The following is a 15,891-nucleotide window of genomic DNA, read 5'->3' on the forward strand; positions in this document are numbered from 1 at the left end:
GGGCAAAAACCCTAAACCAGAGAGCGGATAACGCCCTTAGTCCTTGGCACGCTCGATATAGGTGCCTTCAACCGTGTTCACGACGATGCGGGTACCCGATTCAATATGCGGGGGCACCATCACACGAACACCGTTTTCAAGAACGGCTGGTTTGAAAGAAGAAGACTGGGTCTGACCTTTGACAACGGCGTCGGCTTCAACAATCTGGAAGACAACATGTTCCGGAAGGGTCACGCCAAGCGGCTCGCCTTCGAAGGATTCGATGGTAACAACCATGCCATCCTGAAGATAAACAGCCGGTTCGCCAACAAGGTCAGCATTAATCGTGATCTGATCGTAGGTTTCGCTGTCCATGAAGGTGATCATGTCACCATCGGCAAACAGGTAGGTGTATTCTTTCTGCTCAAGGCGAACCTTTTCGACAGTTTCCGATGCACGGAAACGTTCGTTCAGCTTGGTGCCGGTACGAATGTCTTTAAGTTCAACCTGGTTAAAAGCACCGCCTTTACCCGGCTTCACAGCCTGGCATTTTACTGCACGCCACAGGGCACCTTTATGTTCGATAAGGTTACCCGGACGGATTTCGTTGCCGTTGATTTTCATGGCACCAACCGTTCTTTCAGATCACAGATTCACAATGCAATAAGGGGCACTTGCCCCATTTAAGGTGCGTTAAGTACCAGTTTGGCGTTTTTGCTGCAAGCAGATTGATCAGGGTTGTCGTGCATGACAGCCTGTCATTCCCGCATGGCTGAGGCCAACCGGTTGTCACCCAATATCTTTATGACGGATTGCGCAATCAGATTGCAGTGGCCGCAATCGCTGCCTTGATCGCCTTTGCCCCGGCCTCGGGCCCGTCGGGATGGTTCCAGACACCACCGGTCACTGCGATGAAATCAGCCCCGGCCAACACAATAGGGCCAAGGTTTTCGGCGGTTATTCCGCCAATTGCAACGCAAGGGACGGTGGTAAAGGTCGTCCAGATTTCAAGGATTTCCGGCGTGACGCTGGTTTTGGCTTCTTTGGTTTCGGTCGGATAGAACGCACCAAATGCAACGTAGTCAGCACCCTTGTCGCCAAGGATCATCGCGCGGTGGCGGCTGTCATAGCAGGAAACACCGACAATATGCTCTTCGCCCATAATCGCGCGCGCCTCGTCATAGCTGGCATCTTCCTCGCCAACATGAACGCCGTCGCAGCCCGATTTTTTGGCAAGATCCGGACGGTCATTAAGGATCAGCGGAATGTCACGGTCGTTACACATCGGAAGGATGGTATCAATCGCCTTGCGGATTTCATCGTCGCTGACGTCTTTGAGGCGGAGCTGCAGGCAATCAACCGCACCGGTATCAAGAACGGACTTCAGCTTCTCGCCAAAGGAAGAAAGTTCGATTTTCGGCGGGGTCAGAAGATAAAGACCGGCAAGTTCGTCAGTATTCACAATGATAATTCCTGATGATTTCCTGCGTGTTATGTAACCCTTGGCGGTGCTTTTGGCAATTGCCTTGGGGAAGGGGTCTATCGAAGACTGGTTTTCAAACGCCGGTCAAGTTCATGGTCGGGCAAGCGGTCATCTTCCATCTCATAAATTGCGATTGCCGCCGGATGTGCAGTCATGATCGCGCATGCGGCTTGCTGCCCCAGATCGCGCAGGCTTTGGACTTGCACCTCGTCAAGGGGATCAATGATAACACAATCAATGCCGATCTCGATTGCGGCCAATGCCCCCGACAGGCGTCCACGACAATCAAGCGTTGCCTTGAACCGGGCGTCGGGGAATTCGCTGCGGATCAGCGTGACCAGATCACCGAACCACTGCGCACCATGCGAAAGGGCCGCATTTTCAGGTGAGAGCAGGACGAAGGACCGGTTTCCCATAACGCGGCATGCCGATCTTGCACCGGAAATGCCCTGAATTCGGATGATGGGATCAAGCTCTGACGTCATGGGTGCGTATCGTTATGAAGGGGTGCGGGCAACATAGACTGTGTTGATGTCTTCGCGATCAATCAACGGATGCCGGAATGTAATTACCTCTGCACGAATATTGTCAAAGGCAGCTGACAGGTTTTCTTCAAACCACGGTTCGGGCAACTCGGTTGACCACAGGGCAAAAACACCACCGGGGACAAGGTGCTGTGCAAGTTTCTGGAGGCCATCCTTGGTATAAAGGCGTTTATGATCATCATGCAAAACATTGCCCGGTGAATGGTCAACATCAAGCAGGATGGCATCATGTTTTGTTGCGGGGGCATCCGGGTTCATTCCGGCCGTTTCCGAAAGGGCTGCGCCAAAGAAATCCCCATGCACCAGCGCGCAACGCGGATCGCTCGAAAGTTGCGCGCCAAGCGGTAGCAAGCCTTGCTGATGCCATTCGATGACCTCGGGCAAGGTATCAAGCACGGTCAGCTTTCCGGTTTTGGGATTATCAAGGGCTGCCTTGGCGGTATAGCCAAGTCCCAATCCGCCTACCACAACATCAAGGTTATCACGGTCAAGTTCTGTCAGTCCCAGATCGGCAAGGGCAATCTCGGCGTCGGTGAACAGGCTCGACATCAGATATTCGTCATCAAGCTTGATCTCGTAGACGTTGATATCGAGACTAAGTTCGCGCCGACGACGCAGGCTAAGAACGCCCATCGGGGTAGGCCGGTAATCGAGTTCCTTGAATAAAAGGCTCACGTCCGGGCTCCTGTGTTTTTAATGGGCGAAAGTCTGATCAGACAGACTGACCGATTGGTCTGCAAAAGAAAAGTGCCCGAAGCAGAATACTTCGGGCACTTTTGAAATTTGATCCAAGCGATGCTTAGAGGAATTTCGCCATGGCGACAGCGGTGTCGCTCATACGGTTGGAGAAGCCCCATTCGTTGTCGTACCAGGACAGAATACGAACGAAGTTGCCGTCCATAACCTGGGTCTGGGTCGCATCAAAGGTCGAGCTGTTCGGGTTGTGGTTGAAGTCAACCGAAACCAGCGGTGCTTCGCAAACGCCAAGAACGCCTTTAAGCGGGCCGTTTGCTGCTTCCTTGATTGCGGCGTTGACTTCTTCGACAGTGGTGTCACGACCAGCAACGAAGGTCAGGTCAACCATGGAAACGTTCGGGGTCGGAACGCGGATGGCGGTACCATCGAGTTTGCCCTTGAGTTCCGGAAGAACAAGACCAACAGCCTTTGCTGCACCGGTCGAGGTCGGGATCATCGAAAGCGATGCCGAACGCGCACGGCGCAGATCTTTGTGCAGGCTGTCCACGGTGTTCTGGTCGCCGGTGAAGGCGTGAACGGTGGTCATGAAGCCTTTGGTAATGCCAACGGTTTTGTTCAGGACGTCTGCAACCGGTGCAAGGCAGTTGGTGGTGCAAGATGCGTTCGAAACGATCACGTCATCAGCCGTCAGGGTGTCGGAGTTAACACCGTAAACAACGGTCTTGATGTCGCCCTTTGCCGGGGCAGAGATCAGAACGCGTTTTGCGCCAGCCGTCAGATGTTTGCCGGCACCCGCTTCGTCAAGGAAGATACCGGTGCACTCGAATGCGATATCAACATTCAGGGCCGCCCACGGCAGGTTCGCCGGGTCGCGCTCGGAGCAAACTTTGATGGCTTTGCCGTCAATGACCAGATTTTCGCCTTCGGCTTTGACGTCATTGGCCAGAACGCCATGAACTGAATCATATTTCAGAAGATGCGCGTTGGTGGCAACGTCACCCAGGTCGTTGATGGCAACAACTTCGACGTCGGTACGACCGCTTTCAACGATAGAACGCAGAACAAGACGGCCGATACGACCGAAACCATTAATCGCTACGCGAATAGCCATTCATCCCTCCAAAATTATAATGATTGCTACCTGGGGAGTATCAATCACGGCTTAGGGTTTCAAACCCATAGAAAAAAGGCCGGATCGGCATGTTACCGATCCGGCCCTGTAAATTAAACCAGTTCCTTGGCCGCTTTGACCAGCGCATCGGCGGTGATGCCGAAATGCTCGTAAAGGACCGGGGCAGGTGCCGAAGCACCGAAACCGTGCATGCCGATAACCTTGCCGTTATCGCCAACATATTTTTCCCAACCGAAGACCGAAAGAGCTTCGATGGCAACGCGCGGTGCGCTGCCCAGAACGTCTTTGCGGTATTCCGGTGACTGGGCGTCGAACAGTTCCCAGCTTGGCAGCGAAACAACAACGGCGTTGATGCCGTCTGCTTTCAGCTTGGCCTGTGCGGCAACTGCGATTTCAACTTCGGAACCGGTCGCGATCAGGGTGACCTGACGGTCGCCGTCGCAATCGGAAATCACATAACCGCCACGTGCGACGAGGTTGTCTTCACGATAGTCGGTACGAAGCGTCGGCAGGTTCTGACGGGTCAGGGCCAGAACGGTCGGGCCGCTTTCATTGGTGATTGCCATTGCCCATGCTTCTGCCGTCTCGACTGCGTCCGCCGGGCGGATCACGGTGACATTCGGCATCGCACGCAGCGAAGCAACATGTTCAACCGGCTGATGGGTCGGGCCGTCTTCGCCAAGACCGATGGAATCATGGGTCATGACATAAACAACGCGCTGGTTCATCAAAGCCGAAAGACGGATCGACGGACGGCAGTAATCGGTAAAGACCAGGAAGGTGCCGCCATAAGGCAGAACACCACCATGCAGCGCCAGACCATTCATGGCTGCTGCCATGCCGTGTTCACGGATACCGTAATAGATATACGCACCTTCATAGCCGCCTGCGGCGGTAATCGGTGCCTGAACGCTGGTCTTGGTGTTGTTCGAGCCGGTCAGGTCGGCAGAACCACCGATCATTTCCGGAATGGCTTTGGTCAGAACTTCAAGAACGTTTTCCGAAGCCTTGCGGGTTGCGACTTTCGGCTGATCAGCGGTGATCTGCTTTTTATAGTCGTTGAATGCTTCGATCCAGTTTTCCGGAAGCTTGCCTTCAACCCGGCGCTCGAATTCGTCTTTCAGGGCAGCTTCGAGGTTTTCGAAACGACCACCCCAGGCGTTGAAGTCTTCTGCACCACGCGAACCTGCTGCAAGCCATGCATCACGAATGTCTGCCGGGATATCGAACGGCTCGGAAGTCCAGCCGAGTTTCTCGCGCATGCCGGCAAGTTCGGATGCACCAAGCGGGGATCCGTGCGTTGCCGAGGTACCACCTTTGGTCGGTGCGCCAAAACCGATTTCGGTTTTGCAAGCAATCATCGACGGGGTGTTGGTGGTTTTTGCCTTGGCAATGGCGGCTTCGATGGCGACCGGATCATGGCCGTCAATTTCCTGAACGTCCCAGCCAGCTGCTTCAAAGCGCTTGGTGTGATCTTCAGAAGTCGAAAGCGAGGTCGGGCCATCAATCGAAATGCCGTTATCGTCAAACAGAACGATCAGTTTCGACAGTTTCAGGTGACCGGCCAGCGAAATGGCTTCCTGCGAGATGCCTTCCATAAGGCAACCGTCGCCTGCGATCACATAGGTGAAGTGATCAACAACGTCGTTGCCAAAGCGCGCATTCATGATGCGTTCGCCAAGTGCGAAACCGACCGAGGTCGCAATACCCTGACCCAGCGGGCCGGTGGTGGTTTCGATACCGGCACCGTGGCCGAATTCCGGGTGACCGGCGGTGCGGAAGCCCATCTGACGGAAATTCTTGATCTGATCAAGATCGAAATCTTCGTACCCGGTCAGGTGCAGAAGCGAATAAAGAAGCATCGAACCGTGACCTGCGGACAGGATGAAACGGTCGCGGTCCGGCCAGTTCGGATGCTTCGGATCGAATTTCAAGAATTTGGTGTAAAGAACAGTCGCAACGTCTGCCATGCCCATCGGCATGCCGGGGTGGCCGGAATTGGCCTTCTCAACAGCGTCTGCCGAGAGGAAGCGGATGGCATTGGCCATGCGGTTGTGTTCTACTTGCGTCGTCATGTGATGCGGTTCCTGGGGGTTTCGCGGTCGGGCGATCAAAACACTTTAAATACGGTTATTCCAGAATTAACGGAATTCGCGCGGAAGATGCCCTTACAGGGGGCATACGTCAACCGCTTCTGTCGAAAAACTGTACCTGTTACCCGGATTCTGGCTAACAGATGTGCCAATAGTGCATGGCTGGTGACGTGCTTGCTGATCTGCCTGCAATTGTCATACAGTGTTTTCATTGCTTTACCGGTCTTCAAACAATTCACAGATTTCTTGTTCAATCGGGCAAAAATGTTGTTGATCGGGATACTGGATGCTAAATCAGCCATTATCATGACATCTTCGCCGGGCTTGATGTCGCCTTTGGTGATTCGTCACAGTTCAGTTCGTTCTGTGGTCTTGGGTAAAACAGCAAACAATCGGGTAGTGATCAATGTCGCGGTTGCAACAGGCAAGTGATCGGCTGAAAACAGCATTGGACCGTCTTGAAATGGTCGCGGAGTCGGCTATCGCTCAAAAAGACCAGTCTGCAGTTTCAGATACACAGGAAGTTGAGGCACTGCGTGCCCAGCTTTCGGCAATGCGCGCTGATTACGACCGTCTGACCGAGGCGACCGAGACGGTTTCTGCCCGTCTTGACGGGGCGGTTGATCAGCTTAAATTCGTTCTTTCCGAAGATCCCGTAAAGAAACAGGCATAACCCATGGCACAGGTATCCATTCGCATTAACGGTCGCAGCTACGACATCGCATGTGATGACGGGCAGGAAGATCGCATTAACGCCCTTGCCGGTTATGTCAACGAACGGGTCAGGGAAATCGCCGAGGCCGTCGGCCAGATCGGCGAGCAGCGTTTGCTGGTCATGGCAAGTCTTCTGATTGCCGATGAACTTGGGAACACCCAGGAAAAGCTTGAAAACGGTACGCAGCAGTCGGCTCAGGTGACCGGGTTGTCGGATGCGGAAAGTGATGCCCTGGCTGACAATATCGAAACCATGGCCGCGCGCGTCGAAGCAATCGCCGAAAAGCTTGCCCAAAACTGATTATCCCGATGCATATCGGTTAGCCGGGCTTGGTCTGGCAAAGCGTTGCGCCTAACGCGCAGCGGGCATATCGATGCAATCTACTTGAAATTCAGCCGTCCGGGGACTAAGTTCCGGGCGCTGACAGTTTGCGATGCGTCGTTCGCGGCGATCAAGAACCCAGCATAAGGGGGCTGCCCTGTTCGTCAGGTTCGCTAATTCCCGGGGCCGATGCTCATTTCTCTAGGGAGCTGTCCCTTTCCAGGCCGTGGTCTGGTTATACGGCGCCCACCTGCACCTGCAGGTCACGAGGAATTACCACATGGCCAACGGCAGCGGTGGCTCCCGCTTATCTCCCGGATTTTGATCCGGACATTTCCCTTCTCCTTTGCGTAGTGCAATATGCTGTGCGTCCCGGATAGGGTGCATTGATAAAAAAGCCATGCCAAATACTCGGACATGGAAAAGACACAGGAAAGAATATGCGTTTACTTCATCTTGGCGACGTTCTGGGCCAAACCGGTCGCAAGGCAGCACTTGAGGCATTGCCGATGCTCCGCGATCGTTTGTCAGTCGACGTCGCAGTGGTGAATGTTGAAAACGCCGCGCACGGCTTCGGGGTAACGGCAAAGATCTGCAAGGAATTCTACACTGCCGGGGCCGATGTCCTGACCACAGGCAACCATGTCTGGGATCAGCGCGAAATCATTGCCTATATCGATGAAGACGAAAAACTTTTGCGGCCATGGAACTTCCCTGATGGGACGCCGGGCAATGGCGATTATGTTTTCAAAACCAGATCAGGCAAGAAAGTTTGTGTGATCAACATGATGGGTCGCCTGTTCATGGATCCGCTTTCCTGTCCGTTCCAGGGCGCGGACAAGCTGTTTTCCAAGCATAAGCTTGGCAAGAATGTTGATGCGATCATTCTTGATTTCCATGCGGAAACCACGTCGGAAAAAATGGCCTTCGGGCATCACTGTGACGGTCGTGCATCGCTGGTTCTGGGAACGCATACCCATGTCCCGACGGCAGATGCGCAAATTCTTCCCAATGGCACGGCCTATCAGACGGATGTCGGCATGTGTGGTGACTTTGATTCCGTCATCGGCATGAAAAAGGAAAACTCGGTCCGTAAATTCCTGACCAAGATGCCGGCGGGGCGTTTTGAACCGGCCGAGGGGCCTGCAACAGTTTGTGGCGTCTTTGTCGAAACCGATGATAAGACCGGTTTGGCAAAACGTATTGAATCAGTGCGGATTGGCGGACGCCTTAAGGGCAGTTGGCCAAGCGCCTGATTGCGAAATCCATTATCGGATCACCAATGTAAAAGGCCCGCCAAATGGCGGGCCTTCGTTTGTTAAGGTCGGGCAGGATAATTACGCTGCGCGGTCTCTGGCCTGCTGACGCAATGCATCAAGAATGGTGGTAATGCGGTTGCGCATTTCACCGACCTTTTCAGATGCAGCCCGGGAAGTCGTAAGAACTTCGCCCGACAACTGACCGGTGCGACCGGTTTCATTGGCAACCTCGGTGATCGATGCCGAAACTGCACGGGTGCGATCAGCGGCCCCGCGAACATTGCGGCTGATCTCGTCGGTTGCAGCACCCTGTTCCTCGACGGCCGCCGAAATCGTGGTGGCAATCTGGTTAAGGCTTTCGATGATTGAACCGATCTCGCCGATCGCGGAAACTGATTCATCGGTTGCCTTCTGAATACCGGAAATCTGCCCGGCAATTTCCTCGGTCGCCTTTTCGGTCTGGTTGGCCAGGTTTTTGACCTCGGCAGCAACCACGGCAAAGCCCTTGCCGGCATCACCGGCGCGGGCCGCCTCAATGGTGGCGTTCAGGGCCAGAAGGTTGGTCTGTTCGGCAATATCCGTGATGAGTGCAATCACTTCGCCAATGCGACCTGCCGACTGGGACAGGCTGACCACCAGTTCGTTGGTGTGCTGGGCACGTTGGGCGGCTTCGTTGGAAATGCGGGTGGTTTCCGCCATCTGACGGTTGATTTCCGCATTCGAGCTTGAAAGCTGCTCGGTTGCGGCGGCAACGGTTTCAACGTTGCCGGTGGCTTCCTGAGCCGAGGATGAGACATCTTCGCTCTGGTTGGAAACCAGTTCGGCACTCTGGGTCATCTGACCCGAAACGCCCTGCAGCTGTTCCCCAAGGGCAGCGATCTCGTTAACCGCACTTTCGACTTCACCCTGAAGCGTATCGGCAAGGCTGAGCAACTCGTCACGAAGGGCTTCATTGCGTTCACGGTTAAGGCGTTCTTCCTCGGCCTGCATGTCGCGGACCTTGATGGCGTTTTCCTTGAACACGTCAACCGCACGGCCCATGGCGGAAATCTCGTCACTGCCCCTGGAGGGGATCGCAACTTCAAGATTGCCATCGGCAAGGGAAACCATCGACTTCTGAAGGCCTGCCAGACGGCGCAGCAAACTGCCATGCACATAAAACACATAGATCAGAAGCGGGATCAGGATTGCAGCGGCACCCACGGCATACATCACGACCGTACTTTGCTGGGTCAGGGTGTTTGCCGATTCCGTCGCATTATCAACACCGGTTTGCAACGTATCGACAAGGGCATTCACGCCGTCTTCCATGGCCGATGCATATTCTGCACTGTGACTGACAATATCAATTTGCCGTGCCGAGAGTTCAAGCTCGGTTGTTCGAAGGGTCGGAATGCTGCGCTCTCCGGTGGCAAGATCGGTGATGTCTTCCATCAGACCCTTGTAGAACTTTTTGAGTTTCTCGTTCTCAAGGGTATCGACGGTACTATTGACCACTCCAACAGACCCTCGGACCTGAACCCCCATCAGTTTGAGCTGCATCGGATCGTTTGAAGATGCAGCTGACAGGATGGTATTGCTGATTTCAGAGCCGCGATTTGCAAGCTCAAGAACCGGTGCGCGTGATGTCATGATTTCATCAAGCTTGAACAAAAGCCCCTTGGTTGATGCATTCTGTTCGGCGGTCATGAAGGCTCCGCTCAGGCGGAGTTCCTTGATCTGACTGGTAACCCCGGTCAGCTGGGTCTGGGAAGCAGACAGAACCGGCTGGATCATTGAGTTGAACCGTCCGGTCAATTGCTGAAACTTGCCGAGCGATGTGGCGAGTTCCTTGGCAATTGCGAACCGGTCAATGGTGGTTTGATGCAGTTCTGCAAGGGCGTTGGCAAGGTCTTTGCCATTCTGTTCAATCAGGGTCAGGGAGTCTTCGGGAAGACCTGATTGCTCCAGTTGCCCGAGATAGTCGTTCAGATTGGCCAGCAATCCATCAAGCTCGGACTTGAACAGAAGTTCCTCTTCCGGACTGGTTGCCGCAACAATGCGCGGTGCGGACGCTACGATCTTCGAACTGGTCGCAGCCAGTTGCTGTGCAGCAAACATGGGTGGCAGTTGCTCGTGGGCAATCTTGCCAAGCTGGGTGCCGAATTTTGTGAATGAGAAAACCGCAACTGCGGCGGCAAGGATGGCAATCAATCCGGTCAAAAAGAAAGCCGCAGCAAGCTTTTCACGAACGCCGAACCCTGATTTGTTCGTCTTGTTAGACGATGACGGCTTTACGCCGTGCTTTATGTTCAAACCCATATTTCTAGTAACCCCGTAGACCAAAAAGCCAAAAGCCGACACGGCAAAGCGTCGACGCAAAAGATGCGTGTTTCTTGGACTTTGTTTCCTGGTCAAGCCACTTCGGGGAGACCCGCATATCGCCCGGAGGCGGTGTTGCGGGAATAGAAAGGCACGGCTTGCTTTTATATTTATTAGAATAATCGATAGCACGTTATTCGTTGTATTCGCAGGATTTTCCTTTTGATCTATGCACCGGTATAGGTTTTTGTACTGAGGCAAAGAGATGCCGTAATCGTGCGAAGAATACGTCCCCAATTTTCCGGTAAAAGAAAAAGGCCCGCCGGATGGCGGGCCTTTGTTGATCTGGTCGGGCAGGGCGTTCAACGCCTATGCTGCGCGATCATGTGCCTGTTGGCGCAGGTCCTCAAGAATGGTTGCAATGCGGTTGCGCATTTCATTGACCTTCTCGGATGCCGCACGGGAAGTCGTAAGAACTTCGCCCGACAACTGACCGGTGCGACCGGTTTCATTTGCAACCTCGGTGATCGATGCCGAAACCGCACGGGTGCGATCAGCAGCCCCGCGAACATTGCGGCTGATCTCGTCGGTTGCAGCGCCCTGTTCCTCGACAGCCGCCGAAATCGTGGTGGCAATTTCATTGAGATTATCAATGATCGCACCAATTTCACCGATTGCAGTCACGGACTCACCGGTTGCCTTCTGAATACCGGAAATCTGCCCGGCAATTTCCTCGGTCGCCTTTTCGGTCTGGTTGGCCAGGTTTTTGACCTCGGCGGCAACCACGGCAAAGCCCTTGCCGGCATCACCGGCGCGGGCCGCCTCGATGGTGGCGTTCAGGGCCAGAAGGTTGGTCTGTTCGGCAATATCCGTGATGAGTGCAATCACTTCGCCAATGCGACCTGCCGACTGGGACAGGCTGACCACCAGTTCGTTGGTGTGCTGGGCACGCTGGGCGGCTTCGTTGGAAATGCGGGTGGTTTCCGCCATCTGACGGTTGATTTCCGCATTCGAGCTTGAAAGCTGCTCGGTAGCCGCGGCAACCGTTTCAACGTTGCCGGTTGCTTCCTGAGCCGAGGATGAGACATCTTCGCTCTGGCTGGAAACCAGTTCGGCACTTTGGGTCATCTGACCCGAAACGCCCTGAAGCTGTTCCCCGAGGGCAGCGATCTCGTTAACCGCACTTTCGACTTCACCCTGAAGCGTATCGGCAAGGCTGAGCAACTCGTCACGCAGGGCTTCATTGCGTTCACGGTTAAGGCGCTCTTCCTCGGCCTGCATGTCGCGGACCTTGATGGCGTTTTCCTTGAACACGTCAACCGCACGGCCCATTGCTGCAATCTCGTCACTGCCGCTTGACGGGACATCAACTTCAAGATCCCCTTCGGCCAACGACACCATGGTTTTCTGCATACCGGCAAGGCGACGCAAAAGGCTGCCACGGACATAGAAAACAAAGATCATAAGAGGCAGAACAATCGCCAAGGCACCGACTGCATACATCACGTAGGTGCTTTGGGTGTTCAGGGTCTTTGCTGCTCCGGCAGAACGGTCAACGCCGGTTTGCAGGGACTGAACCAGCGCATCAACGCCGCTTTCCATCGCCGTTGCAAATTCACCACTTTCCGCAACAACATCCGCCTGTTCCTTGATCAGCGCAAGTTCGGACAGGCGCATGGCCGGGATGCTGTTATCGCCAACGGCAAGCGGTTTGATCTCGCTCATAAGGTCGGAATAGTATTTCTGGAGTTTTTTGTTCTTCAGGCCTTCGATCAGGGTCTCAACTGCACCGATCGCGGCATTGACCTGTACGCCTGTGATCTTGAGGCGTGTCTCGTCGTTGCTGGATGCTGCGCCAAGCACGGTGTTTGCGATTTCGCCACCAAGCTTGGACAGCTCAAGAACCGGTTCGCGTTCGGCAATGGCATCGTCAAGTTTGATCAGAAGTTCTGTGCCTTGGGTTTTCTGTTCAAATGTCAGATATGAAACATCCTTGCGGATTTCTTCAACCTGATTGCCGATATTGTTGATCTGGTTCTGCGACATTGCCAGCAACGGCTTGAGCATCGAGTTATATTTGCTGTTCAGGTCCTGAAACTTGCCGATGCCTTCCGCAAGTTTATTTGCGGCGTCGAAGCGGCGAAGTGTCGTTTCGTGCAGGGTTTCAAGATTCTGGGCAAGCTGTTTGCCATCTACCTCGATTTGCGACAGGGCAGATGTGGGCAATCCCGAACTTGCCAGTACGTCAAGTTTCTCGCGCAGACTGTCGAGCAGAATATCAAGTTTGATTTTTACAACCTGTTCTTCCTCGGGCGAGGTCGCCGCGACGATGCGCGGTGCTGCTGCTACAACTTTCACACTGTCGGTTGCCAGTTGCTGGGCTGTGAACATTGGAGGAAGCTGTTCATAGGTAATGTCGTCAAGTTGCCCGCCAAACTTGTTGAACGAGAATACCGATACACTTGCAGCAAGGATGGCAATCAGACCGACGAGAAAGAACGCGCCAGCAAGTTTTTCGCGAACCCCCAGTCCTGACTTTTTTGTTTTACTGGATGACGACGGGGAGGTGCCGCGCTTAAAGTTAAGTCCCATAGTTCTTGATACCCCATAGACGAATAAGTCGAGTATCGACGCAGAACTGCATCGACACACTAATTACGGGTCTCTCAGATGTAGCTTCCCGGAGGCGTCACTTAAGGAAGGCCGATCAGCCAGATCGTGGGGCGGCATGACCGGAAAAAGTGACTTATCATTTATAGTTACCGCTCATATAGCACACAGAGTACAAACTAGGCATGAGTTTTTATGCTCAACCAGACGTATAGGTTGTGTTGCTTTTGCGTATATTGTGGCTAACGCTGACAGGTGGACTGTCTTGGCAAGCAGAGGTGACAGAAACGAAAAAGGGCCCGCCATGTGGCGGACCCTTGAAGTCAGGAGTGTTCAGGCTTCGATCAGGACGCTGCCCGGTCATGTGCCTGTTTGCGCAGATCATCAAGAATACCGTTGATCCGTGACCGCAGGTTTTCGACCTTCTCGGACGCATCCTGTGCGGTTGCAAGAACCTGGCCGGACAGTTCGCCAGTTTTGCCGGTTTCACTGGCGACTTCCGTGATTGAGGCCGAGACAGACCGGGTCCGATCCGCCGCACCGCGCACGTTACGCGTGATCTCGTCGGTTGCAGCACCCTGTTCCTCGACCGCCGCCGAAATGGTGGTGGCAATCTCATTGATATTTTCAATGATGCGGCCAATGTCGCCAATCGCGTTGACAGACTCACCGGTTGCTTTCTGAATGCCGGCAATCTGGCCCGAGATTTCCTCGGTTGCTTTTTCGGTCTGGTTGGCAAGGTTTTTGACCTCGGCGGCAACAACCGCAAAGCCCTTGCCTGCATCGCCAGCACGGGCCGCCTCAATGGTGGCGTTCAGTGCCAGAAGGTTGGTCTGCTCGGCAATGTCGGTGATCAGTGCGATAACCTCGCCAATGCGATCAGCCGATTGTGACAGGCTGACCACCAGTTCGTTGGTCTGCTGGGCACGGGTTGATGCCTCGCCGGAAATGCGGGTGGATTCCGCCATCTGACGATTGATCTCCGCATTCGATGCCGAAAGCTGTTCGGTTGCAGCTGCGACCGTCTCAACATTGCCGGTGGCTTCCTGCGCAGAATTGGCAACATCTTCGGTTTGGCCGGAAACCAGTTCGGCACTTGATGTCATCTGACCCGAAACGCCCTGAAGCTGCTCGCCCAGTGCGGCAATTTCATTCACGGCAGTTTCGACTTCACCCTGCAAGGTGTCGGCAAGGGCAAGAAGTTCGTCGCGCAGTGCCTCGTTGCGTTCGCGATTAAGGCGTTCTTCCTCGGCCTGCATCTCACGAACCTTAAGGGCATTGTCCTTAAAGACCTCGACTGCACGGCCCATGGCACTGATTTCGTCATTACCTTTGGCCGGAACGATAACTTCCAGATTTCCATCGGCAAGCTGAACCATGGTTTTCTGCAAGCTGCCAAGGCGACGCAGAACGTTACCCCGGACATACAGAACATAGATCAGAAGTGAAATCACAACGCCAATGGCTGCAACGACAACAAGGGCCGTCAAACTCTGTTTTTCAACAACCTTTGCCTGGGCCGCGGCATCGTTAACTTCCTGATTGAGGCCGGCAACCAGTTCATTCACGCTTGCGCGCATGGCGTTGGCATATTCGCCACTCTGAACCACAAGTGCCTGGCTTTGTTCGCTGGCTTCAAGTTCACGTTTACGCAATTCGGGCAGGCTGCCTTCGCCGATCGAAAGGGCTTGCATCTTTTCGATCAGATCGACATAGAACGCCTTAAGCCGTTCATTGCCAAGAGAGTCAAGCTTGCTGAGTGCGTCGGTATAGGTGCCCCGAATTCGCACAGGGATGATCGAAAGGCGAACGGCCTGCGTTTCCGTGGTGCTCGAAATAATCATGTTGGCCGCAGCAGAACCCAGACGCTCGATATCAAGGATCGGGGTGCGGACATCAATTGCCGAGGCGTATTTCTGGAAGGTCTCCAGAATTTCTTCTTTGTCAGTGCTGAACTGCTTTGCCGGATCATCTTTCAGCGATGCGGCGAACTGTCCGCCCTGCGAGATATCGTTTTGCGTATAGGACAGAACCGGTTTCAGCGTATCGGCATAACGTTTTGCCAAATTCTGGAATTCTGCGAGTTTCTCGGATTTTTGGTCAGAAATCTGGAAACGTTCCTGCGTGACCGTGTGGAGCTTTTCCAGGTTGTCCTGCAAAAGTCCGCGATTGTTATTGATGCTGGCAATAACCTCGGGCATGAAACCGGTGGCTTCGATCTCGTTGATTTTCGAGACGAGTTCCTGAAGACGCAAGGCGAGTTCATCATTAATCGCATTTTCTTCGTCGGTATTCGCAGAGGCAACAATGCGCGGTGCAATGGCGACGATCTCGGCACTTTCTGTTGCCAGTGCCTGGGCTGCTGCAATTGGCGGAAGCTTTTCTTCTGTGATGGTCGTAAGAGCATCACCGAACTTGTTGAAAGAAACCGCGCCGACGACAGCGGAAATAACCGCCATCAGTCCAACCAGAGCAAATGAAATCAGTAATTTGCTTTGGACCCCGAATTTAGTTCCCATTCTATCTAACCTTTGTTTCCTGACTGTTCCCGTATGGCTTCTTTGTCCATTCGGGTTAACTCGACCGCTTGAAAGGGCATTGCTCCCTTTGCTGATAGCCGGTTTCTTGGATCCCTGAGAGTATTCTTCTTTAGTTTAATAAGTACCCTTCTTGTTATTAATGAAAGAATATCCTTACATCTGCAACATCAAACCAAACAGGTGCCACGAATTGCAAGAAAATTACGGTGTTGCAAAG

12 protein-coding genes and 1 other RNA gene are annotated in these 15,891 nt (G+C 53.8%); 4 read left to right on the forward strand and 9 right to left on the reverse strand.

Annotated elements, in window-relative coordinates:
* Positions 1–36: 36 nt before the first annotated feature.
* From efp to tkt, 6 genes are all read right to left on the reverse strand, one after another.
* Positions 37–603: an elongation factor P gene (gene efp / locus WA318_RS08225; RefSeq protein WP_114098701.1), complete on the reverse strand. Its 567-nt coding sequence runs from the start codon at positions 601–603 to the stop codon at positions 37–39.
* 196 nt (positions 604–799) lie between these two features.
* Positions 800–1,441, reverse strand: a complete 642-nt coding sequence (thiE, locus tag WA318_RS08230; RefSeq protein ID WP_114098700.1) for a thiamine phosphate synthase — start codon at positions 1,439–1,441, stop codon at positions 800–802.
* A 77-nt stretch (positions 1,442–1,518) separates the two neighbouring features.
* On the reverse strand, positions 1,519–1,947 hold the full coding sequence (locus WA318_RS08235) for a hypothetical protein (RefSeq protein WP_336080554.1): 429 nt from the start codon (positions 1,945–1,947) through the stop codon (positions 1,519–1,521).
* Positions 1,948–1,959: 12 nt separating this feature from the next.
* On the reverse strand, positions 1,960–2,682 hold the full coding sequence (locus tag WA318_RS08240) for a spermidine synthase (RefSeq protein WP_336080555.1): 723 nt from the start codon (positions 2,680–2,682) through the stop codon (positions 1,960–1,962).
* Positions 2,683–2,806: 124 nt separating this feature from the next.
* Positions 2,807–3,814 (reverse strand): type I glyceraldehyde-3-phosphate dehydrogenase, encoded by a 1,008-nt coding sequence (gap, locus tag WA318_RS08245; RefSeq protein WP_114098696.1) that lies wholly within the window; start codon positions 3,812–3,814, stop codon positions 2,807–2,809.
* Positions 3,815–3,927: 113 nt separating this feature from the next.
* Positions 3,928–5,910, reverse strand: coding sequence for a transketolase (tkt, locus tag WA318_RS08250; protein WP_114098695.1), 1,983 nt, complete (start codon positions 5,908–5,910; stop codon positions 3,928–3,930).
* A gap of 424 nt (positions 5,911–6,334) precedes the next feature.
* Between tkt and WA318_RS08255 the strand changes: the two genes are divergently transcribed.
* From WA318_RS08255 to WA318_RS08270, 4 genes are all read left to right on the forward strand, one after another.
* Entirely contained in the window at positions 6,335–6,601 is a 267-nt protein-coding gene (locus WA318_RS08255; protein ID WP_114098693.1) for a hypothetical protein, read from the forward strand.
* A gap of 3 nt (positions 6,602–6,604) precedes the next feature.
* Positions 6,605–6,943, forward strand: coding sequence for a cell division protein ZapA (locus WA318_RS08260; RefSeq protein WP_336080556.1), 339 nt, complete (start codon positions 6,605–6,607; stop codon positions 6,941–6,943).
* Positions 6,944–7,110: 167 nt separating this feature from the next.
* Positions 7,111–7,271: non-coding RNA, 6S RNA (gene ssrS / locus WA318_RS08265), on the forward strand.
* A 133-nt stretch (positions 7,272–7,404) separates the two neighbouring features.
* Positions 7,405–8,220 (forward strand): TIGR00282 family metallophosphoesterase, encoded by an 816-nt coding sequence (locus tag WA318_RS08270; RefSeq protein ID WP_336080557.1) that lies wholly within the window; start codon positions 7,405–7,407, stop codon positions 8,218–8,220.
* Between the two features lie 81 nt (positions 8,221–8,301).
* On the opposite strand, the gene WA318_RS08275 is transcribed toward WA318_RS08270, so the two are convergent.
* From WA318_RS08275 to WA318_RS08285, 3 genes are all read right to left on the reverse strand, one after another.
* Entirely contained in the window at positions 8,302–10,524 is a 2,223-nt protein-coding gene (locus WA318_RS08275; RefSeq protein WP_336080558.1) for a methyl-accepting chemotaxis protein, read from the reverse strand.
* A 369-nt stretch (positions 10,525–10,893) separates the two neighbouring features.
* Positions 10,894–13,116 carry a methyl-accepting chemotaxis protein gene (locus WA318_RS08280; RefSeq protein ID WP_336080559.1) on the reverse strand — a complete coding sequence of 741 codons (2,223 nt, stop codon included), beginning with the start codon at positions 13,114–13,116 and terminating at the stop codon, positions 10,894–10,896.
* A gap of 362 nt (positions 13,117–13,478) precedes the next feature.
* On the reverse strand, positions 13,479–15,653 hold the full coding sequence (locus tag WA318_RS08285) for a HAMP domain-containing methyl-accepting chemotaxis protein (protein ID WP_336080560.1): 2,175 nt from the start codon (positions 15,651–15,653) through the stop codon (positions 13,479–13,481).
* Positions 15,654–15,891 lie beyond the last annotated feature (238 nt).

It is taken from the genome of Thalassospira sp. CH_XMU1448-2 (assembly GCF_037027285.1).
Taxonomy (GTDB): domain Bacteria; phylum Pseudomonadota; class Alphaproteobacteria; order Rhodospirillales; family Thalassospiraceae; genus Thalassospira; species Thalassospira profundimaris_C.